This window comes from Streptomyces marinisediminis (assembly GCF_026262575.1).
Lineage (GTDB): Bacteria > Actinomycetota > Actinomycetes > Streptomycetales > Streptomycetaceae > Streptomyces > Streptomyces marinisediminis.
In genome coordinates, this window is the sequence record NZ_JAPKFL010000010.1 from 19,497 (window position 1) to 41,675 (window position 22,179).

Annotated in this window: 9 protein-coding genes; 3 read left to right on the forward strand and 6 right to left on the reverse strand. The window is 78.0% G+C overall.

Annotation, left to right across the window (positions count from 1 at the left end; all coding sequences use genetic code 11):
• The first annotated feature begins 2 nt into the window (after positions 1 to 2).
• The 3 genes from OSB71_RS10470 to OSB71_RS10480 are packed head-to-tail and all read left to right on the forward strand — an operon-like array spanning position 3 to position 9,024.
• Positions 3 to 5,663: a non-ribosomal peptide synthetase gene (locus tag OSB71_RS10470; protein ID WP_265946808.1), complete on the forward strand. Its 5,661-nt coding sequence runs from the start codon at positions 3 to 5 to the stop codon at positions 5,661 to 5,663.
• 23 nt (positions 5,664 to 5,686) lie between these two features.
• Positions 5,687 to 7,789: a hypothetical protein gene (locus tag OSB71_RS10475; RefSeq protein WP_265946809.1), complete on the forward strand. Its 2,103-nt coding sequence runs from the start codon at positions 5,687 to 5,689 to the stop codon at positions 7,787 to 7,789.
• Positions 7,786 to 9,024 carry an MFS transporter gene (locus OSB71_RS10480; RefSeq protein WP_265946811.1) on the forward strand — a complete coding sequence of 413 codons (1,239 nt, stop codon included), beginning with the start codon at positions 7,786 to 7,788 and terminating at the stop codon, positions 9,022 to 9,024. The genes OSB71_RS10475 and OSB71_RS10480 overlap by 4 nt, the downstream gene beginning before the upstream one ends.
• A 52-nt stretch (positions 9,025 to 9,076) precedes the next feature.
• Here the strand turns inward: OSB71_RS10480 and OSB71_RS10485 are convergent, their stop codons facing one another.
• The 6 genes from OSB71_RS10485 to OSB71_RS10510 all read right to left on the reverse strand — a co-directional run bounded on the left by OSB71_RS10485 (position 9,077) and on the right by OSB71_RS10510 (position 22,153).
• On the reverse strand, positions 9,077 to 10,912 hold the full coding sequence (locus OSB71_RS10485) for a non-ribosomal peptide synthetase (RefSeq protein WP_265946813.1): 1,836 nt from the start codon (positions 10,910 to 10,912) through the stop codon (positions 9,077 to 9,079).
• Positions 10,909 to 11,730, reverse strand: a complete 822-nt coding sequence (locus OSB71_RS10490; RefSeq protein WP_265946815.1) for an alpha/beta hydrolase family protein — start codon at positions 11,728 to 11,730, stop codon at positions 10,909 to 10,911. The genes OSB71_RS10485 and OSB71_RS10490 overlap by 4 nt, the downstream gene beginning before the upstream one ends.
• A complete protein-coding gene (locus OSB71_RS10495) occupies positions 11,730 to 15,803 on the reverse strand; it encodes a non-ribosomal peptide synthetase (RefSeq protein ID WP_265946817.1) in 4,074 nt (1,357 codons plus the stop codon). The genes OSB71_RS10490 and OSB71_RS10495 overlap by 1 nt, the downstream gene beginning before the upstream one ends.
• 73 nt (positions 15,804 to 15,876) lie before the next feature.
• The gene (locus tag OSB71_RS10500) at positions 15,877 to 16,491 is read right to left on the reverse strand and encodes a phosphopantetheine-binding protein (protein ID WP_265946819.1); all 615 of its coding nucleotides are present in this window, start codon (positions 16,489 to 16,491) and stop codon (positions 15,877 to 15,879) included.
• A gap of 83 nt (positions 16,492 to 16,574) precedes the next feature.
• Positions 16,575 to 17,384, reverse strand: coding sequence for a class I SAM-dependent methyltransferase (locus OSB71_RS10505; RefSeq protein ID WP_265946948.1), 810 nt, complete (start codon positions 17,382 to 17,384; stop codon positions 16,575 to 16,577).
• A gap of 2 nt (positions 17,385 to 17,386) precedes the next feature.
• Positions 17,387 to 22,153, reverse strand: a complete 4,767-nt coding sequence (locus OSB71_RS10510) for a non-ribosomal peptide synthetase (protein ID WP_265946821.1) — start codon at positions 22,151 to 22,153, stop codon at positions 17,387 to 17,389.
• Between the last annotated feature and the right edge of the window lie 26 nt (positions 22,154 to 22,179).

Below are 22,179 nucleotides of genomic sequence, written 5' to 3' on the forward strand. Positions count from 1 at the left end.
GAATGCCTGACGGCGGCACGACGGCATCCTTCCCCCACCTTCTGGACCTCTTCGACCACCAGGTCGAGCGCGCACCGCGGGCGCCCGCGGTGCGGTACCCCGCGGAGGGCGTGGCGCTCAGCTACGGGGAGCTGAGCGCGCGGGCCGACCGGCTCGCCGGCGCCCTCCTGGCGGCCAGTGCGCGGCCGGGCGGCCGGGTCGCGCTGTGCCTGCGACCGGGCGCGGACCTGGTGGCCGCCTTCCTGGCGGTGCTGCGGACGGGCTCGGCCTACGTCCCCCTGGACCCGGACCACCCGGTCGAGCGCAGACGGCTGATCACGCGGGACTGCGGGGCGGGCACCGTGCTCACGACCACGGAGTTCGCCGCCGACGCCGCCCTGCCCGGGGTGCGCGTGGTGTGCGCGGACGCCCTGCCCGCGCCGGACCCGGCCGCGCCCGCCCGGCCGCCCCGCGCACCGGTCGACCCCGGCGCGCCCGCCTACGTGTGCTACACCTCCGGCACCACCGGCTCCCCGAAGGGCGTCGTCGTCCCGCACCGCGCGGTGGTCGACCTGGTGCGCTCCGCCGACTACGTGCGACTGACCCCCGAGGACGTGGTGGCCCAGGCGGCGAACCCGGCCTTCGACGCCGTCACCTTCGAGGTGTGGTCGACGCTGTGCGCCGGGGCGGCCCTGGTGGGACTGGAGAAAGACGTCGTCGTGGACCCCGCCGCGTTCGAAAAGGCCGTGCGGGAAAACCGGGTCAGCGTCCTTTTCCTGACCACCGCGCTCTTCCACCAGATCGCCACCGAACGGCCGTCGGCCTTCGCCCCGCTGCGCACGCTGCTCTACGGCGGCGAGGCGTGCGATCCGCGCAAGGTGGCCCGGGTTCTCGCCGCCGGACCACCCGCCCGGCTGCTCCACGTCTACGGGCCGACGGAAGCGACCACGTTCGCCACCTGGCACGAGGTCACCGCCGTTCCCGAAGGCGAGGACGTGCCCATCGGAAAGCCCGTCGGCGCGACCGTCACGCGGGTGCTGGACGCGGCGGGCACGGTGGTCGGGCCGGGCGGAGAGGGCGAACTCCACCTGGGCGGTCCGGGCCTGGCACTGGGCTATCTGGGACGCGCCGAACTCACCGCCCGGCGTTTCGTGCCCGACCCGCACGCGGCCGGCGGCGGCGTCCTGTACCGGACCGGCGACCGGGTGCGGGTGCGCGAGGACGGCGCCCTGGTCTTCGTCGGCCGGGTGGACCACCAGGTGAAGCTGCGCGGTTTCCGCATCGAACTCGGGGAAATCGAATCCGTGCTCACCGCCCACCCGCGCGTTTCGGACAGCGTGGTGACGCTCCAGCACGCCGCGAACGGGGACAAGTCACTCGTCGCCTACGTCGTGCCCGCCGACGCCGCGACGGCCGCGGACGGGGCCGGTGCCGACGGCGGGCGGGCCCAGGTCACCGAGTGGCACGAGATCTACGAGTCGCTGTACCGGGAGGCCAGGGACGCCGGGCTCGGGGAGGACTTCGTCGGCTGGAACAGCAGCTACGACGGCGCGCCGCTCCCCCGCGAGCAGATGCGCGAGTGGCGGGACGCGACGCTGGCCCGCATCCGCGAGCTGCGGCCCGAGCGCGTGCTGGAGATCGGCGTGGGCACCGGCCTGCTCATGGCCCACCTGGCCCCTGAGTGCGCCGAGTACTGGGGCACCGACTTCTCCGCCACCGCCATCGACACGCTGCGCCGCCAGACCGCCGGGGACCCGCGCCTGCGAGGCCGGCTCACCCTGCGCTGCCAGCCCGCCGACGACACCGACGGGCTGCCGCGCGGGCACTTCACCACCGTCGTGCTCAACTCCGTCGTCCAGTACTTCCCCGACGCCGCCTACCTGCGCACGGTGCTCGCCCGCGTGCTGCCGCTGCTGGCCCCCGGCGGCTCGGTCTTCCTCGGGGACCTGCGCGACCTGCGGCTGTCGCGGCCCCTGCAGACCGGCGTGACGCTGGCCCGGGCCACCGGGGAACGCGACGCGGAGTCGCTGCGCCGCGAGATCGACGAGCGCGTGGCCCTGGAGACCGAACTCCTGCTGGCCCCGGCCTTCTTCGACGCGCTGGCGCGGGAGCTGCCGGAGGTGGCGGCGGTGGACGTCCGGATCAAGCGCGGGCGCCACCACAACGAGCTCACCCGCTACCGCTTCGACGCCGTCCTGAGCACCGCGCGGCCCGCCGCGGACCTCGCGGACCTGCCCCGGCTGCACTGGGGGCGCGAGCTCACGGACGCCGGTGAACTGGCCGACCGGCTGCGCGCGCGAGGGCCGGAACGGCTGCGGGTGTGCGGCGTCCCCGACAGCCGGACGGCCGGCGAGGTGGCCGCCCTGGCGGAACTGACGGCGGGAGGCGGCCAGGCGGCGGCCCGAAGCCGCCTGGCGGCGTCCGGGCCCGCGGCCGACCCCGAGGAGCTGTGCGCCCTCGCCGAGCGGCTCGGCTACCGGGCCCTGCCCACCCGCTCCGCGCGGGACGCGGCCCACCTCGACCTCGTCCTGCTGCGCGCGGAGGAGCCCTGCGCCGCGCCCGGGGGGCCGCTGACGGGGGTCCTGGCGCCCGCGCCGGACGGCGACACCGACTGGCGCGCGTGCGCCAACACCCCCACGGTGTTCGACGGTGCCGCCCGCCCGGACGTGGTCGTGCGCGGGTACCTGCGCCAGCACCTGCCGGACTACATGGTGCCGGGCACGATCGTGGTGCTGGACGCCCTGCCGCTCACCTCCAACGGCAAGGTGGACCGCAAGGCGCTGCCCGTCCCGGCTGCCGCCGGGGAGGGCTGGCGCCCCCCGCCCGCGTCCGCGGCCGAGGAGGTGGTGTGCGACCTCTTCGCCGACGTGCTCGGGCTGCCCAAGCGCGAGGTGCACCCCGGCTCGGACTTCTTCGACTGCGGCGGGCACTCGCTGGCCGCCGCCCGGCTGCTGACCCGCGTGCGCGACACCCTGGGCGTCGACCCGGGCGGCCGGGCCCCGTACGAGGCGCCCACACCCGCGGCGTTCACCGCCCGTCTGCTGGGCCGGGACGCCGCCGGGGAGGCGGCCCCCGGGCCCGCCGCCGCGCTGCCGTCCGCCCCGCCCGCCGGAGTACCGCGCGAGGGCGCCCGCGCGGTGCTGCGGCTGCGGCTGTCCGGGCCGCTGGACCGCGGCGCCCTGCGCACCGCGCTGCGCGACGTGGCCCGGCGCCACACGATGCTGCGCAGCGTCTACCGCCCGGCGGGCTCCGGAGGCGGGCTGCGGCGGGTCGTTCTGGACGACGTGGACCCGCCGCGACTGCCGGTGGCCAAGCGGGCGGAGTCGGAGGTGGACGCCCTGCTGGCCGCCGCCGCGGCGCGCCCCTTCGACGTGGGCCAGGCCCCGCTCTGGGCGGCCGACCTGCACGCGTTCCGCGCCGATGACCACCTGCTGCTGCTCACCGCGCACCCCTGGATCGCCGACCGGTGGTCCCTCGCCCCGCTCGCCGAGGACCTGCTCACGGCCTACCGGGCGCGGGTGGACCAGCGCCCCCCGCACTGGCCGTCGGCGGACCCCGCGGCCGAAGTGGTGCCGGACGGCGAGGGCCCGGAAGCCGCGCGCCCGGAGGGCGCCGACGCCTCGCCCGCGCCCACGCCGCTGCCCGCACCGCCACCGCACGTGCCCGGCGCCGGGTACGGAACGGTGCGCACGCGGGTGGAGGCCGAGGCCCACCGCCGGCTCACCGAGCACGCCGCCGCCCAGGGCACCACCGTGCCCCTGCTCCTGCACGCCGCCCTGGCGGCACTGCTGGTCCGGCACGGCACGCCCGCGCCGGTGACCGGGCTGGTCACCCCCCGGTCCGCGGCACCGGCCGGGCGCCACGCCGTCGCGCCGCTGACCGTCCTGACGGCCCTGCGGCCGGACGCCCGCGACGACCCCTCCTTCGCGACGCTGGCCCGCCGAACGCACGAGGCGGCCGTGCGGACGTTCCACCGCCCGGACGCGGAGCGGCTGCGGCCCGGCGGAGTGGCCCTGGCGACGGAGCGCGCCCCGGTCACCGCGGTGGACGTGGCGGGGCTGAGCGCGACGGCCGAACCGTGGGGCGTGCCGCACGCCGGGGCCGACGCCACCTTCCTGGTCACCGAGCGGCAGGGCCCCTCCGGCGCGCCCGAGGGGCTCGACGTCGCCGTCACCTACCGGGCGGACGTGCTCGACGAGGCCGCCGCCACCGGGCTGGCCGAGCAGTGGGCGGCGCTGCTGACGTCCGCCGCCGCCGACCCCGAGCGGGCCGTCAGCCGCCTGGAGCTGGCCTCCCCGGAGTCGCTGGAGCGCGCGCAGCGGCGGTGGAACGGTCCGGACCGCGACACCGCCCCGGACACGCTCGCCCGGCTGCTGACGGCCCGGCTGCGCGAGGCGCCCGGGCGAACGGCGCTCACCCTCCTCACCGACCCCGGCGCACCGCCGCTGACCGGCGCCGAGCTGGCCGCCCGCGCAACCGCGACCGGCGCTGCGCTGGCCGGGCACGGCGCGGGCCCCGGCCACGTCGTCGCCCTGGCGCTCGGTTCCCCCGCCGACGTCGCCGTGGCGCTGCTGGCCACCGCCGCCACCGGCGCACGGTGCCTGCCGCTGCCCGCCGACGCCGGGGACCCGGCGCTGCCCGGCCCGACGGCCCCCACCGTCGTGCTCGCGGACGAGGGGGCGGCGCCGGCCGTGCCGGGCGTCCGGCTGGCCCCCGCCGCGGCCGGTGCGGACGGGGGCACGCCCGCCCCGCGTCCCGGCACGCCCGACCTGCTGGTGGCCGCGGACGCCACCGGCGGGCCCGCTCTGATCGGCTGGCGGCACCCGGCGAACGCGGCGCTGCGCCGCCGCGCCGCGTGGCCGGACGCCCCCACCGCCTGGCTGGTGGACGAGGACCGCCCCGACGCGCACGCGGCCGCGGAGCTGCTGGGCGCCCTGGCGGCGGGCGGCACGGTGCTGGCCGCGACCGGAGTGCGGCACGCCGACCTCCCGGCGCTGCTGGCGGCCCTGGCCGCCGCGGGCGTCGCGGATGTGACGGCGTCCAGCGCCACGGCGCTGCGGCTGTGCCGCGCGTGGGCCGCACCGGGGGCCGGCGGTGCCCCGCCCGGCTCGCTCACCGTCAGCGGCCCGGAGTACCTGCCCGACCCCGAACTGCGGGAGCTGGCCCGCGCACTGGGGTGCGCCCTGGTCTACCGGGGCGGACCGGTCGAGGCCGGGCTGGTGAGCGGGTACTCCGCCGACGGCGCCGCCGTCCACCCCCCGGCCAACCACCACGCGTACGTCCTCGACGCGGAACTGCGCCCCGTCCCGCCGGGCGGCACCGGCGCGCTGTACGTCGCGGGGGCCTCGGTGGCCGCCGGCTGCCCGGGCCGTCCGGCCGACACCGGCGCGTGGTCGCTTCCCGACCCGTTCCGACCCGTGGGCGCCCGGATGTGGCGCACCGGCCGCGCGGCGACGCGGCACGCCGACGGCCGCGTCGAGGTGTTCGGCACGGCCTGGGAGGAGGACCCGTTCGCCGACGAGTTCGCCACCTTCGTGGTGCTCGGCGACGACGCCGGCCGGCAGGCGATGTGGCCCTCCGCCGTGCCCGCGCCCGCAGGCTGGCGGGAGGCGCACCCGGAGGACATCCGGGAGCTGTGCCTGGAATTCCTCGCCGAGACCCCGTCGACCGACCCCGACCTGTGACCGCACCGACCACCGAGGTGTCCATGACCACCGCCCCCCGTCCGCGGCCCACGACGACCGGCGCGCCACGCCCCGGGCCGCTGTTCGCCCCCTGCACCTCCCTGGAGCGGTTCGCGGACGCCGCCTGGCGGCCCGGCCCGGACGGCGGCGGTGCCGACACCGGGGACAGCGGCGGCGCCAGCGCGGGCGGTGCCGGGGACGACGGCGTCGCGGGGCCGGTCCCGGTGTGGATCGGTGCCCGGGAGGACCTGCGCGCGGGCATCGCGCTCGCCGAGGAGGTCTACGACCGCCTGCGGCGCCCCGAGCCGTGCGCCACCGGCGTCCTGCTGGGCGCCGCGCTCCCCGCACCGCTCGGGGAGCTGGTCCGCCCGCTCGCCCGCGCGTGGGCGGCCGGCCCGGCTCGGGTGCCCGCCACCGGCTCCGTACTGGTCGTCGGAACCCACCAGGACCTGACGGGCGCGGAGCTCCAGGCCCTGGTCGAGCGCACCCACCGGGAGGGGCGGGAGCTGTACGTGCTCACCGGGCGGGACGTGCACAGCCTCGCCTGGATGGCCGCCAAGCAGTACGCGGCGGTCGACACCCACCACGAGGTGGGCCTGTTCTCGGCGCTGGACACCGCCGCCCCGGTGCCCGGTGTGCGCTGGTACGGCGCCGAGGCGATGCGCCGGGAGGACGTCCAGCGCCTCGCGCTCGACCGCACCTGGCGCCGCGTCCTCTTCCACGGCAACGGCACCGAGAACCAGTTGCACCTCGACCAGTTCACGCTGTGCGGGCTCAGCCCCGCCGGGACGCGGACGCCCGGCCGCCCGGCGCCCCGGTGCGCCCACGGGCTGGGTTGCACCAAGCCCGAGGACAAGCTGATCCCCACCCGCGCCATCCGGGCCGCGGAGCTGGTCATCGCCAACTGCTTCAGCGCCCCGTGGGCCGACCACGCGACGTACGACGCCAAGTACCTGGGCGTGCTCAACGCACTGGACGGGCCCGCGCAGTCCGTCGTCGGCGCGCTGTTCGCCGCGGACGCCCAGCGCCCGGAGAACCTGGCCTGGGTGGCGGCGACGGCCGCCGGGCGCGGCGCCGCCCGCGCGCTCAACGAGCAGCTCGCGGACATCAACCCCTACCCGGCCTTCGTCCAGATGGGCCTCCAGCCGCCGGGCCCGGCCACCCCCGTACCGGGCGCCGAGCGGTCGACGGCCACCAGGTCCGAGCCGGGCGGCGAAGGGGAACGGCTCACCGGAGACGCGCCGGACGCCGGACGCGCGCCCGGCGCCGAACACGGGCGGGCCGGGGACGGCGGGCCGCCGCTACGGCTGCTCGGGGCCCGGCTGTCCGCACTGGCGGACAGCGGCCTGCTGCCCGGCGACCACCCGCTACTTCCCCGGCTGCGGCAGGCCAGGGACGGCCTGCTGCGCGACGTGGTGCGCACCACGCTGCGGGCGGCGCCGGAGCGCGCGGGAGTCCTGACGGCGCTCGACAAGGAGATCACCTCCCTCGATCTGGCCCTGGCCCAGCGGTTCGCCAAGCACCGCGACGACCCCGCCTTCGACTTCTCCACCTACTTCGGGGAGCGCAGCACCGCCGGGGGGCCAGGGGAGCTCGACGCGCGGTGCGCCTGCGGGCGGCCGCTGACCGGATACCGGCACCATGGCGCCGTGCCCCTCATCCTGGACACCGTGCGCGGCGTGTGCGCCCGCTGCGGTGACGTGCTCAACACCTTCGCCGACGCCCCCGACCTGCGCGTACGGGCCCCGCTCACCGGCGGCGCCGGGGGCGCGGTCACCGTCCACGTACGTGCCGTCCCGCACCGCGCGGGCACGGTGAACCTCGGCATCGTCCCCTCACCGACGATCCGGGCCCGGGTGCGGCCGGTGCTCCGGCGGGTCCAGGCCGCCGCCGGGGAGGCCGCCGAGGCCGAGTTCACCGTGGACATCGAGCCGGACGCCGTCCCGCAGCTCTACGCCCTGCTGCCGTTCGCCGTGCACGACCTGGGGGTGTCCGTGCAGCGCGTGTATTTCTCGGTGCTCTCCGCCCCCCGGGGCTCCACCGCGGACGCGGGCACCGCCGCCGACGCGGACGCCACCGCCGGTGCGGGCGGCACCGGGGCCGCCGGCGGTGAGCGCACCGCATGAGCACGGTCTCGGCGCACGACCTGCGCGTTCCGCTGCGGCACCGCAACTTCCGCAACCTGGCGGCCGGTCGCCTGCTGATGTACTTCGCCAACGCCATGGCGCCGATCGTCCTGGCGTTCGCGGTGCTCGACCTCACCGGCTCGACGACGGACCTGGGCCTCGTCGTGGGCACGCGCTCCGTCGCCAACGTGACGCTGCTGCTGCTCGGCGGCGTCATCGCGGACCGCCTCTCGCGCACGCTGGTCCTGGAGGGCTCGGCCGTCGCCGCCTGCGTCGCGCAGGGCCTGATCGCCGTCGGCGTGCTGCTCGGCCACACCTCCATCCCGATGCTGATGGTGCTCAGCCTGATCAACGGCGCCGTCTCGGCGATGTCCCTGCCGGCCTCCGCCGCGCTGACGCCGCAGACCGTTCCGGCCGAGCTGCTGCGCCCGGCGAACGCCGTCATGCGCATGGGCGTCAACACCGGCATGATCGGCGGGTCGTCCCTGGGCGGCGTCCTGGTGGCCGCCTTCGGCCCCGGCTGGGGTCTGGCCTGCAACGCGGTGGCCTTTCTGGCCGCGGCGGTGTTCTTCTTCGGGGTGCGCGTCGACGACAGCGCCACCGAGCGCGCGGAGACCCCGCACGTCCTGCGGGAGCTGCGCGAGGGCTGGCGGGAGTTCACCTCCCGGGCGTGGGTGTGGGTGGTCACCCTGCAGTTCATGGTGGTGAACGCCGCCGTGGCGGGCGGCGTCCTGGTGCTGGGCCCGGTCGTGGCCGACGAGACGATCGGCCGCAGCGCGTGGGGGTTCGTGCTGGGCGCCCAGATGCTGGGCGCCCTGGTCGGCGGGTTCGTCGCCGCCCGGATGCGGACCCGCCGCGCCCTGTTCCTCGGCGTGGCCGTCACGGCGTTCGACGCCGTCCCGCTGATCGTGCTCGCCGAGGCGCCGCACGTGGCTCTGCTGAGCGCCGCCATGTTCTGCAACGGCGTGGCGCTGGAGCAGTTCGGTGTCGCCTGGGACCTGTCCCTCCAGCAGAACATCCCGCAGGACCGGCTCGCCCGGGTGTACTCCTACGACGCCCTGGGCTCGTTCGTGGCGCTGCCCGTGGGGGAGGTCGGGGCGGGCCTGCTCGCCGAGCACGTGGGCACGCACACGACGCTGCTGCTCGCCGCCGGGGTGGTCCTCGTCCCGACCGTGGCCGCGCTGGCCCATCCCCAGGTGCGCCACCTCACGGTCAAGACCCCGGCCGCCGCCTAGCGCCCGCCCCGCCCCGCCCGGGTGGGGCGGGCGACGACTCACGGCCGGTGGCTCACGGCTGAAGGAGGCGGCGGACGGTGCGGCGGTGCAGGACGCCGGGCACGTCGAGGGCGACACCCTCGGCGGCGGCGAGCGAGACCAGGCGGGCCGCCGCCACCGAGGTCCCGCCCAGGTGCCGGAAGTCGTCGTCGATGCCCACCTCACCGACCCCCAGCACCTGGGCGAACAGCGCGCACAGGCGCGCCTCCCGGGCGTCGCGGGCGGGCGCGGACGGGGCGGCGCGGACCGCGCGCGGGTCGGGCAGCAGGTCCCGGTCCAGCTTGCCGTTCGGGGTCAGCGGCAGCCGGTCGAGCGGGACGAAGGCCGCCGGCAGCATGTACTCGGGCAGGAAGCGGGCGGCGTGCGCGCGCAGGGCCTCCTCCGGGAAGGCGCCGTCCGCCGCCGGGGCTGCGGGCACGACGTAAGCGACGAGCTGCCGCCCGCCCGCGCCCGTGTCGCGGAGCACGACCGCGGCGTGGTCGACCAGCGGGCTGCGGCCGACGACGGCCGCCACCTCCCCGGGTTCGACACGGTGGCCGCCCACCTTCACCTGGTCGTCGCGGCGCCCCAGGTACTCCAGGTTCCCGTCCTTGCGCCGCCGCACCGCGTCCCCGGTGCGGTACATCCGCGCGCCGGGCGGCCCGTAGGGGTCGGGCAGGAACCGGCGGGCGGTGAGCGCGGGGTCGTGCAGGTACCCGCGGGCCAGTTGCCCGCCGCCGATGTGGAGTTCGCCCACGGCGCCGGGGGGCACCGGCCGCAGCCGCTCGTCCAGCACGTGCAGCCGGGTGCTCTCGGTGGGCACGCCGATGGGGACGGCCCCGGGCCGCACGCGCTCCCCGGGCGCGACCTGGAACACGCAGCACCCCACGGCGGCCTCGGTCGGCCCGTACTCGTTGACCACCGCGACCTCCGGGTGCTCCCGCCGCCAGGCGTCCAGGGCCGTCCCCAGCAGCGCCTCGCCGCCGACGACGAGCTGCCGGGTCGGCGCGAGCCGCGCGGGGAGCGTCCGCAGCAGCGGCAGGTGCGAGGGGGTGACCTTCAGGAACGCGGGCGGGGCGAAGTCGGCGGGCAGCGGGGCGCCGGAGGCGAGGGCCAGCAGGTCCACGGGCACGACCGTGCCACCGCTCAGCAGCGGGGCGAGCAGCGTCGTCACGGCCATGTCGAAGGAGACCGAGGAGTGCAGCAGGGCGCGCCCGGAGACGGCCGGGTAGTGGGCGCGCACGTGGGCGAGGTACCGGGCGAGCGCCCCGTGCTCCACGACGACGCCCTTGGGCCGTCCGGTCGAGCCGGAGGTGTGGATCACGTAGGCGACGTCGTCCGCCCGCGCCGGGCGGTGCCCGGGGCCGGTGGGCGCCGTCGCGGGGCAGGCCGCGAGCTCCGCCTCGACGCCGGGGGCGCCCAGGGCCAGGACGGACCCGCGGTGCGCGCCGGTGAGCTCGGGGCCGACCGCGCGGCCGGTGACGACCACGGCGGGGCCGCAGGAGTCGAGCACGTGCCGGACGCGTTCGGCCGGGTCGTCCGGCGCGATGGGCACGTATCCGGCGCCCGACCGCAGCACGGCGAAGACGGCGGCGACGAGGTCCGCCGAGCGGTCGAGCACCACCGCGACGAGCGACCCGGGGCCGGCGCCGTGCCGCTGGAGGAGGTGTGCGATCCGGTGGACGCGGGCCTCCAGCCGCGCGTACGTCCACCGCACGCCGTCGCTCTCCACGGCCACCGCCGACGGGGTGCGCGCCGCCTGCCGGGCGAACAGCTCGGGCACGGGGGCGGGCGCGTGCTCCGCGCCGTCCGCCCCGCCGGTGCCCGGGGCCCGCTCCGGCGTCCGCCGTTCGGTCGTCCGCTCGCTCACCGTCCCGCCTCCCAGGTTCCGTCGCGCAGCAGCGCGGACACCGTCTCGGCCACGTCCGCGCTCCGCAGCAGGTCCTCGCGGCCCACGTCGAAGGCGTACTCCTCGTCGCACCGCTCGCAGAACGCGCTCGCCCACTGGTCCCGGGAGGTGACGGCGGCGGCCGCGGGCCACCGGGGCCGGTCCGGCACGCCCCGGGCGGCGCCCAGGTAGGCCAGGTAGGCGCGGAACACCCCGGTGAGCTGGTCGGCTGCGGACGCGCCCACGCCCAGGCGGGCGAAGACCTCCGCGTAGGTGGCCGCGTACGCCCGCGCGTACGCCGCGCCGAGCTGTCCGAAGTCGCCGCCCGCCGCGGCGCGGCCGTCGGCCGCCTGCCGGTGCAGCGCGGACCGCTCGGCGGCCTCCAGGTCCGTCATCGCCTCGATCATGGCGCGGAAGTCGCGGTGGAGGGTCTCGGTGGTGGGCGGCCCCGGGTTGAAGGCGACCAGCGGCGGGCGCCGCCCCAGGCGGTCGTCCAGCAGCTCGGCCAGCGCCGCGGCGAACATGCTGCCCGCGCAGTAGCCCAGGACCGCCCGCACCGGGGGACGCCGCTCCAGCAGGTCGCCGGTCCACCAGGTGAGGTAGGCGTCCGCGGGGGTGTCCGGCCGCTCCGCGCCGGGCAGCGGTGCGGTGTGCCAGACGTCGTACCCCTCGGGGAGCAGCCGGGCGAGGTCGCGGAAGGTCGCCTCGCGGCGCCCGCTGGCGGGGAAGTCCACCGCCAGGACCACCTCGCCGCCCGCCCGCTCCTCGCTGATCCGGGTCCAGCCCTCGGCCACGTCCATCACGCGCTCCTTGCCAGAGTGGGCAGGGCCTGGCGCCAGAGGGTGATCTCCTCGGCGGCGGCCCGCACCGACGGTCGTTTCATGACGCTGAAGTGGTCCCCGGGGACCGTCCGCACCCGCAGGGTGTCGCCCAGGGCGGCCTCCCACGGCCGCCACCGGGCCGCCGCGCCCTCGTCGGCGGCCGCCAGGTACAGGGCGGGGCCGCCGTGCGGCAGCAGCCGGTGCCGGGTGAGCGCCCGCAGGTTGGCCGCGAACACCGCCATCCGGGCGCCCAGGGCGGCGGCGTCCAGCTCGGCGCCGACCAGCCCCTCGGCGCGCGCCCAGGCCAGCAGCGCGGCCGCGTCGGGGCACCGGGCCCCGGTGACCTGCGCGGTGCGGCCCGCCGCGGCGGCCAGGTAGGCGCTGAACTCCGCCACCACGTCCCGGGGCGCGAACCCGGGGCCCGGCACGGTGCTGTCGATGAGCACCACCGCGACCGGCGTGCCGCCGGCCTCGCGCATCCGGCGGGCCGTCTCCACCGCGACGACGCCCCCCATGGACCAGCCGACGAAGGCCGCCGGTGCCTCGGCTCGGGCGTCCGCCAGGAGGGAGAGGTGGTAGTCGGCCATCTCGGAGACCGAGCGCAGCGGGGCGCGCTGGTCGTACAGGCCGGGCAGCGATGCCGCGTACACCGGCCCGTCACCGGCCAGTTCAGCGGCGAGCGGGCCGTAGGCGAGGACGTCGCCGCCGACCGGCGGGAAGCACACGGTGGGCGGTCCGTCACCGGGGCGGAGCGTGCGCAGCGCGTGCCGGGGTGGGTGGCCGGCCGGCGTGCCGGTGGCGGACGCGGCGTGGGGAGCCGGGCTCGCGGCGGCCTCCAGCAGCCGGGCGAACCCCTCGACCGTGGGCGCCTCGAAAAGCGCGGCGGGCTGCACGCCGGTGCCCCGCAGCCCGTTGAGCCGTGCCACCACGCGCAGGGCGGACAGCGAGTGGCCGCCGAGGGCGAAGAAGTCGTCGTGCGGGCCGAGGGAGCGGCGGCCGAGCACCTCGCCCCAGACCTCGGCCACCGCGCGCTCGGCGTCCGTGGCCAGCGGCCGGGCGCGCTCCGCGCTGCCGGGTTCGGCCGGGTCGGGGAGCGCGGCCCGGTCGGGCTTGCCGGACAGGGTGCGCGGGAGCGCGGGCAGCGGGACGAAGCGGTGCGGGACGAGCGGCGCGGGCAACTCGGCGCGCAGCGCGGCCCGCAGCGCCTGCGGGCCGGGCACGGCGTCGCCCGCCGGGTAGGCGACGAGCCGCTTGCCGCCGCCGGTGCCGTGGACGACGACGACCGCTTCGCGCACCCCGGGGACGCGGCGCAGGGCCGCCTCGATCTCGCCCAGCTCCATGCGCACCCCGCGCAGCTTGACCTGGTGGTCGGTGCGACCGAGGTAGACCAGCTCGCCGTCCGCGCGCAGGCGCACCCGGTCACCGGTGCGGTAGAGCCGGGCGCCCGGTTCCGCCGCGGCGGCGGGGTCGGGCACGAACCGGGTCGCGGTGAGCGCCGGTTGCCGCAGGTATCCCCGGGCCAGTCCGACGCCGCCGAGGTACAGCTCGCCGGGCGCGCCGGGCGGCACCGGGTGGCCGTCGGCGTCCAGGACGTGCGCATGGGTGCCGTCCAGCGGGCGGCCGATGGCCGGGGTGCCGCCGTCGCGCGGTACCCGGCTCCACGTGGAGTAGACGGTGTCCTCGCTGGGCCCGTAGAGGTTGCGGACCCGCACCGCACCGCCGCTCGCGTGGACCGAGCGGACCAGCGCGGCGGGCAGGGGCTCCCCGGCGAGGTTGACGGCGCGCACCGACGCGGGCAGGCGCGCCTGCGCGAGCAGCTCGTCCAGCAGGCTCGGCACGGTGTTGACGAGGGTGACCGGGGTCGTCGGCGGCCGGGTCGCCAGGGTGAAGAGGTCTTCCACGAGCACCACGGTGCCGCCCCGCGCGAGCGGCGCGAACAGCTCGAAGACGGAGATGTCGAAGGAGAGGGAGGTGGCGGCGAGGACACCGCGCAGCTCCTCGGCGGAGAACTCCCGCAGCGCCCACTCCACCAGGGCGACGACGCTGCGGTGTTCCACGACGACGCCCTTGGGGCGGCCGGTGGAGCCGGAGGTGTAGAGCACGTAGGCGGCGTCGCGGGGGTCGGCGGTCCGGCCGTCCGCCCCGCGTGCGGAGGGGGGCGGCGCGGCGTGCGGTCCGGGTGCGTCGACGAGCAGGGCGGGCGCGTCGGGGGCGTCCGGGTCCGGGGCGTCGGCGGGGCCGGGGGCGTCGGCGGGGCCGGTGTGCAGGGCGCTTTCGGTGACGACCGTCCGCAGCTCCGCCTCCGCGGTGATGGTCCGGACCCGCTCGCGCGGCAGCCCCGGGTCCAGCGGCACGTAGGCGGCGCCCGCCCGCAGCACTCCGAGTACGGCCACCACCAGGTGCGCGGTGCGGCGGAGCCGGATGCCGACGCGGTCGCCCGGCCGGACCCCGGCGGCGCGCAGCCGGTCGGCGAACTCCCCGGCGCGACGCTCCAGCTCCGCGTAGCTCAGGCGCGTCGGTCCGGCAGCCAGGGCGAGGGCCCCGGGAGTGCGCCGGGCCTGCCGGGCGAGGTAGTCGGTGACGCGCGGCACCGGCGCGCCGGGCACGGGGGCGCCCGCCAGGCCGGACGCCCCCGGGGCGAGCGCCAGCCGGGCGAGCGGGCGGTCGGGCCCGTCCGGGGCGGCGGCGTCCGCGAGAAGGGCGAGCAGGTGGTCCGCCAGTTGCCCGGCGCTCGCGGCGTCGACGCGGTCGGCCGCGTACTCCAGAGACAGGCGCAGCCCGCCGTCGCCGCGCTCGCCCGCCCACAGGGACAGGTCGAACCAGGGGGTGCCCTGCTCGGCCCGCAGGGCGGTGCCCGGGACGCCGCCGAGGGTCAGCCCGCGCTCGGAGAAGCCCTCCACGGACAGGAAGGCGGAGAACAGCGGGTTACGGCCTGGGGTGCGCGGCCCGGCGAGCCGCTCCACCAGCAGGTCGAAGGGGACCTCCTGGTGCGCGTAGACCTCCAGCGCCGTCCGTCGCACCCGGGCCAGCAGGGCGCGGAAGGTGGCCGCCCCGGCCGGCCGGAGCCGGTGCACCACGGTGTTGACGAAGAGCCCGACCGTCCCGGCCGCGTCGGCGGCGTCGCGCCCGGAGACCGGGGAGCCGATGACGACGTCGTCCTGACCGCCGAAGCGCCGCAGCGCGAGCCCGTAGGCGGCGAGCAGGGTCATGAACAGCGTGGCGCCCTCGGCGCGGCTCAGCTCCCGCAGCGCCGCCGCCACCGGCGGGGGCACCTCCCGCCGGATGACGCCGCCCGTGCCGGCGGCGGGGGCGGCGACGGCCGGGTCGGGCGCGGGCAGGCCGAGGGTGACCGGCACGCCCTCCAGCGCGCGCCGCCAGTAGTCGACCTGGCGTGCGCAGTCGGCGGAGGCCAGCCAGGCGTGCTGGCGCGCCGCGTGGTCCGCGTAGGACGCGGTGGGCGCGCGGGGCGCGGGGGCCCGGCCGTGCGCGTGGGCGTCGTACAGCTCCTCCAGCTCGCCGTACAGCAGGTCCAGCGACCAGCCGTCGGCGACGCTGTGGTGCACGGTGAACAGCACGACGTGGTCCTCCTCGCCCACCACCACGACGGCGGCCCGGGCCAGCGGCCCGCCCAGCAGGGTGAAGGGCGCGGCGGCGTCCTCCTCGACCAGCCGGCTCACCTCCGCCTCGCGGCGCGGCCCCGGCAGGTGCCGCAGGTCGACGACGGGGCAGTCCAGCGGCGCGGCGGAGGGGAGTTGCAGCGGCTCGCCCTGCACGTCGACGTACCGCGTGCGCAGCATCTCGTGGCGGTGCGCGAGGTCGGTCAGCGCCGCCCGCAGCGCCCCGGTGCGCAGCGGGCCCCGGAAGCGGTGGGCTGACGGCAAGCTGTAGAGGGAGACCCCGGGCGCGAGCCGCTCCAGGAACCACATCCGCCGCTGCGCGGGCGTGAGGCGTACTTGGGCGGCCAGGGCGGGGTCGTCGGCCACCCGGGCGGCGAACTCCCGCCGCTGCGTGGGGGTGAGCCGCAGGAAGCGCTCGTACCCGCCGGTCGTCATGTGCCGTCCCCTCCCGTCGGTGCCGGGGCCGGGCCGTGGTGGCCGGGCCGTGGTCGTGGTGGCGCCCGGGCCGCTAGGTCTCGGACGCGTAGACCTCGGCGGCGACAGACACGATCTCGGCGAAGCCGGGCACCCGGTCGGACTGCCGCTCCAGCGCGGCCGCCAGGGCGGACACCGTGCGGTTCTCGAACAGGGTGACCAGCTCCAGCTCGACGCCGAGGACGCTCTGCAGCCGGGCGAGCACCTGCACCGCGCGCAGGGAGCTGCCGCCCAGGCGGAAGAAGTCGTCCCCCGCGGAGGTCACCGGCACGTCGAGCACGGCCGCCCACACCGCGGCGATCCACCGCTCGACGTCGCCGGCGGGCGCCCTGTTCCCGGGTCCCTCCCCGGCGGCCGCGGGTGGGTCGGCCGCGGCGGGCGCGCCGGGCGCCGGTGGCGTCGCGGCGGGCGCGGTGCCGGACGGGCCGGGCAGCGCGTCGACGGCGACCAGGCGCACCGGCTGCCCGGCGGGGAGCGCGCCGGCCAGGTGGGCCCGCAGTTCGCTCTCGGTCGGCGCGGCACCCTCGGTGGGGACGTAGTAGGCCGTCAGCTCGGCCGCCGCGCCGGGGTCGGGCTCCGGGGCGCCGGTCAGCAGCCGTTCCAGCACGGCGAGCTGGGCGGCGGACAGGTCGTCGACGCTCGGCGGCACGGGGGTTCCCTCTCGGTCGGCGGTGCGGGGGGCGGTCGGCCGGGCGGTGGCCGCGGAGGAGGCGGCCGGGCCGGGGGAGGACATCAGCGGGTCGCCGTGACGACGGTCATGCGGTCGGTCCACCAGTACTGGCAGTCCGGTGGGGGCACGAGCCCGTCCACGACCTCCACCGAGAAGGAACTGAAGTAGCGCAGCAGGCTGCGCTGGTGCCGACGGCTCAGCGAGTCGCGCTCGTTGGTGTAGTAGGTGAAGACGCCCCCGGGCCGCAGGTGGGCCGCGGCCTCGCAGAAGAAGGCCTCGGCGACCGCGGAGTCCCGCAGCACGTACTGGTCGAACTCCTCCTCACTGGTGGGGAAGGCGTCCCAGAAGACGCCGTCGAAGTCTCCGAGCTCGGGGAGCACCTGCTGCCAGTTGCCCTGGATCAGCTCGATGTCGGCGCCCGGGCGCTCCGCGGCCCAGCGGCGGGCCCGGGCGAGCACCTCGTCGTTGAACTCCACGATCGTGTGGGACCGCACCCGCTGCTCCTCGATGAACGTCGCGGACAGCCCGAGGCCGAAGCCGATCTCCAGGACGTCGCCGTGGGTGGCTCCCACGCGTTCGGCCATCCGGCGCATCAGGGCCTCCTCCCAGTCCTGCATGACCTGCTGGCCCTCGATGAGAAGTTCCCCGTCGTGGTAGTCCGCCCGGCTGTCGTGCCACTCCGCGCCGATCTGCCCCCGGGTGGTGCCCGCCACGAAGTCGGGCGCGACGACGTCCAGATGCCGGAGCTGCTCGGCCAGCTCGTCGACGGCGCGGTGGACCACCCAGCGCTTCTGCTCGGCCCGGGGCGCGTCGATGAAGGAGTCCCGGTGCAGGTCGAGTTCGATCGTGAAGTCCTTGAAGCGGCGCAGCATGGTCACCTTCCCGGGGTGGTGGTGTTCGGGTCGCCGTCGTGGCCGCGCGCTCCGGTGACGCGCAGCACCGCGGCGGTGACGAGGTCGGCGGGACGCTCCTCGACGAGCGCGGCGACGCGCTCGCGCAGCCGCTCCCGGGCGTCGGGGGCGGGCCCGGCGACCACCTGGGCGCGGCGGACGCCGGCGTGCGCCTCCAGCAGCGCTGCGAGAGCCGCGGGCCGGGGCGCGCCGTCCGGCGCCCCGGCGGACGCGGGCGGGAGCTCGACCTCGCCGCTCGGCCGCAGCCGTGCCACCCGGCCGGTGCGCAACAGGCGGTCGCCGGGCAGGACCCCGGGAAAGCGGTTGGTGACGAAGGCGCGCCGGGTCGCCGCCGCGTCGCCCGGGTGGCCCGAGGCCAGCGCGTCCCCCGCGAGGTACAGCTCCCCCGGCACCCCGTGCGGCACGACCAGGCGGCGCTCGTCGAGCACGGCCGCGGCGCTCCCGTCCAAGGGTCGGAAGGCGGGCACCTCGCCGGGCTCCTCGGGGGTGATCCGGCGCCACAGCGCGGCACCGGCCGCCTCGGGCGGGCCGTAGAGCTGGTAGAGCCGGGCGGACAGCCCCAGCTCGGCGCACCGCTTCGCCAGCCCCGAAGGGGCCTGCCCGCCCCGGACGACGACGGCGCGCACGCCCGTCAGCGCGCCCGCCGCGTCCGGGCGTGCGGCGAGGTGCCGCAACAGGGCGTGCACTTCGTCCGCCGCGAGGAACAGCGTCCGCACGTCCTGGCCGGTGAGGGCCGCCAGCAGCCGGTCGGGCGCGGCGTGCGGCCCCGGGCCGGTGACGACGTGGCCGCCGTGCGCGAGCGCCCACAGCCGGGGCGCGAGGTGGGCCCCGTCCGGTGCGGGCGTGCTGAACAGCGCGCCGTCGAGGACCTCGGCGCCGAGTTCGCGCTCCAGCCAGGCCCAGGCGGGCGCGAGCGCGCCGGGGGGCAGGTGGACGGCGCGCGGGTCGCCGCCGGGCCCGTCGGTGAAGGTGACGTGCCCGGCCGGGCCCGCTCCGTGCGCCGGGGCGGCGTCCGGGGACGGACCCCCCGCGGGCGGCGCTGCGGCCCCGGTGGTCGCGGTGGACCCGGTGGTCGCGGGGACCTCGGCGCCCGAGTCGGGGACGTGCACCACCGGGAGTCCGGGCGGCAGCCGGTCCCGGTCCAGGTCGCCCGACGTCACCACGCACCCGCCGCCGAGCTCGGCCCACGGAGCGGTCGGCACCGGCAGCCGGGCCGGATCGAGGGCGGCGTTGATCCGGCCGAGGCCGTCCGCCGCGAGCGTGGCGGCCAGCAGCTCGGGGCCGTCCGGCAGCACCGGCAGCACCGGGGCGCCCGTCGGGTCGGCGTCCAGCAGGCGCTGCCGCAGCGCGGCGGTGCGGGCCGCGAGCCGGGCGTGGGTCAGCGTGGTCCCGCGGGAGGTGAGGGCGGGTCGCTCGGGGAACCGCCGGGCCGCCGCGGCGACGCGGACCGCCGGGGTGTCCGCCACGGCGGCGGGCGCGGCGGGCGCGGCGGCGGGGGCGGCGGTGAGTGCGCGGTGCTCGGCGGGGACGAAGTCCAGGTCGCGCACGCGCAGCTCGGGGTCGGCCACGGCCTGGCGGACGAGGGCGAGGAACCCGGCCACCAGCCGCCCGGCGGTCTCGGCGCCGAACAGCTCGGTGGAGTACCACAGCCGCCCGGCCAGGCCGCCCCGGTCGTCGTCCCCGAGGACGAGGGTGAGGTCGAGCGTGTTCGCCCGCACCGGCAGCGTCAGCGGGGCGACATCGGCGTCCGGGAGCGTGAGCGAGCCGGTGGGCTCCTCGTCCATCAGGAACATCGTCTGGAACAGGGGGTGGTCTCCGGCGCCGCCGCCGTGAGCGCCCACCGCGCGGGCGATCTCGTCCACGGGGACCTCCTTGGCGCCCAGCGCCGCGAGGGTGCTCTCGCCCAGCCGCCGCACCGCCTCCGTGAAGCGCGGGTTGTCCGTCAGCCGGGCCCGCACGGGCAGGGTGTTGACGAACAGCCCGATCAGCGCCTCCAGCCCCTCGGCGTCGCGGTTGGCCACGGGCACGCCGACCGCGAAGTCGTGCCGGCCGGTGTGGCGGGCCAGGAACACGCAGTACAGCGCGAGGAGCGCGTGGAAGCGGGTGACGCCCTCGCGGCGGGCCAGCGCCGCCAGGGCGGCCGCCTCCCTCGGGGGCACGGTGAAGGCGCACTCGGCGCCGGCCTGGGTGCCGCGCCGGGGCCGGTGCGAGTCCGCCGGCAGGGTCGGCTCCGGCGGCAGGTCCGCCAGGTAGGCGCGCCAGAAGTCGCGCTGCTCGGCCAGGCGCCGCCGGTGCGGCCCGGCGGTCTGCCCGGCGCTGAAGTCCAGGTAGCGCACGGCCAACTCGGGCAGGTCCGCGTCGTGGCCCCGCACGGCGGCGGCGTAGGCCCGGCTGAGTTCGTCCAGGAACAGCCCGGCGGACCACTCGTCGAACGCCGTGTGGTGGACGACGAACAGCAGCAGGGCGCGGTCGTCGGCGCAGTCGAGCACGGCCGTGCGGAGCATCCGGCCGGAGGCCAGGTCGAAGGGGCGGGCCACGAAGGCGGCCGCGAAGCCGTCCGGACGCCGGGCTTCCTCGACTGCGGAGTGCCGGGAGGTGGCCTCCTCGACGTGGGCCTCCGGCTCGCGCACGCTCTGTACCAGCCGCCCCTCCTCCAGCCGCACGGCGGTGCGCAGCGGCTCGTGCCGCCGCAGCACCGTGTGCAGGGCCGCGCGCAGCGCCGCGCGGTCCAGCGTCCCGGAGACCTCGAAGGCGAGCGGCAGATGGTAGGCGATGGACTCGGGCATCAGCCGCTGGAGGAACCACATGCGTTCCTGGCCCGGCCAGCACGGACCCTCCAGCGCCGTGGAGGGGCGTACGGGTTCGGCGGCCGGTCCGGCCCCGGTCCCGGGCGAGCGTTCCCCGGCGGCGAGGACGGCCGTGGTGACGGCCTCGACGGTGGGCGTGGCGAAGAAGTCCGCGAGTTCCACGGTGACGCCGAGGCGGCCGCGCAGCCGGGTGAGGAGCTGGGTGACCAGCAGCGAGTTGCCGCCCAGGTCCAGGAAGCTGTCACCGGGCGCGACGTCCTGCGGGCCGAGCAGTTCCTGCCACAGCGCGGTGACGGCGGCGGTCACCTCCGCCCGGCGGGGGTCCGCCGACGTGGTGCCGGGCGCGGCCTGGCCGGCGGGCGCGGTCGGCCCCGCGCCGGCGGCCGGGCGGACCACGGGGGCGTCCTCACCGGGCACGTGCACGGTGTACTGGCGTGGGCGGGCGGCCTCGGGCAGCCGCTCGGCGGCCCGGCGGGTGAGCGCGGCGACGAGCTCGCCGACGCCATCGGCCGGGACGGACGCGGACACGGTGGCCACCACCCGGTCGCGGCCGTCGGGCCCGGGCTCGGCGGCGACGGCGACCCGGTCCACCCCGTGGACATCGGCGAGCACGAGCCGCACCTCGCCCGGCTGGACCGTGAATCCCCGGATCTTCAGCCGCCCGTCGATGCGCCCGGCGAACCGGAAGGTGCCGTCGCGCAGCGCCACGGCGCGGTCGCCGGTGGCGTACATGCGGGCGCCGGGCACCCCGGCGAACGGGTCGGGGCGGAACCGCGCGGCCGTCCGCCCGGGCCGGCCGGCGTAGCCCCGGGCGGCGGCGAGCCCGCCCACGTGGAGCTCGCCCGGGCGTCCCGGCGGCAGTCGGTTCAGGTCGGCGTCGAGCACGTACGCCCGGACGCCGGGCAGCGGGGTGCCGACGACCCCGGTACCGACCGGGTCGCCCGCCTCCAGCGGCCCGTGGACGAGCGAGGTGATGGCCTGCTCGGTGGAGCCGTACATGTTGAAGACCTGGCAGCCAGGGCGCGCGACGGCCAGCCAGCGGCCGATGTCCTCGGCGTGGACCTCCTCGCTGCCCACGGCCACGACGCGCACCGTGGCGGGCGGCACCGGCGCGTCACCCCGCTCCACGGCGTCCAGCCAGGTGGTCCAGAAGGAGGTGGGCAGGTCCAGGGCGCTGACCCGGTGGGCGGCCAGGAAGTCGGTGAAGCGGGAGAGGTCGGTGGTGGTGGCGGGGCCCATGAGGACCAGGGCGCCACCGGCCGTCCACGCCGTGAACGCCTCTTCCATGGTGATGTCCACGCCGAGCGTGGTGAACTGGAGCACCCGGTCCTCCGGGGTGAGCCGCCACAGTTCGGCCATGCCCCGGCAGGTGTTGAGCAGCGGGCCGTGCTCGGTGAGCACGCCCTTGGGGCGGCCGGTGGACCCGGAGGTGTACACCACATACGCCAGGTCGGTGGCCCCACCGGCGCGCGGGCGGGGCGAGGCGGCGGAGCCGTCGGCACCGGAGCCGGAACCGGCCAGCGTCTCGGCCACCGGCAGGACGCCGGGCAGCCCGGCCTCGGCCGCCGCCCCGGCGTGCTCGGCGTCGGTGAACACCCACGTCATCCCGGCGTCCTCGGCGACCTCCGCGAGCCGGGCCGCGGGCCACGCCGGGTCGAGCGGCACGTAGGCCGCGCCGCTGCCGAGGACCCCCAGCAGCACCGCAAGGAAGTGGGGGTCGCGCGCGCCCAGGTAGCCCACGCGGGGCGCCGGGCCACCGGCCGCGCGCCCGGTCACCGCGGCCGCGACCGCGTCGGCCAGCCCGCCCAGCCGCGCGTAGGACAGGGTGCCGAAGTCACCCGTCACCGCGGGGGCGTCCGGGCGCCGGGCCCGCTGTGCTTCGAACGCCTCGACCACCGAGGTCATCGCCGTCGGCTCCGCCACCGTTGTCTCCTCACTCGTCCCCGGGC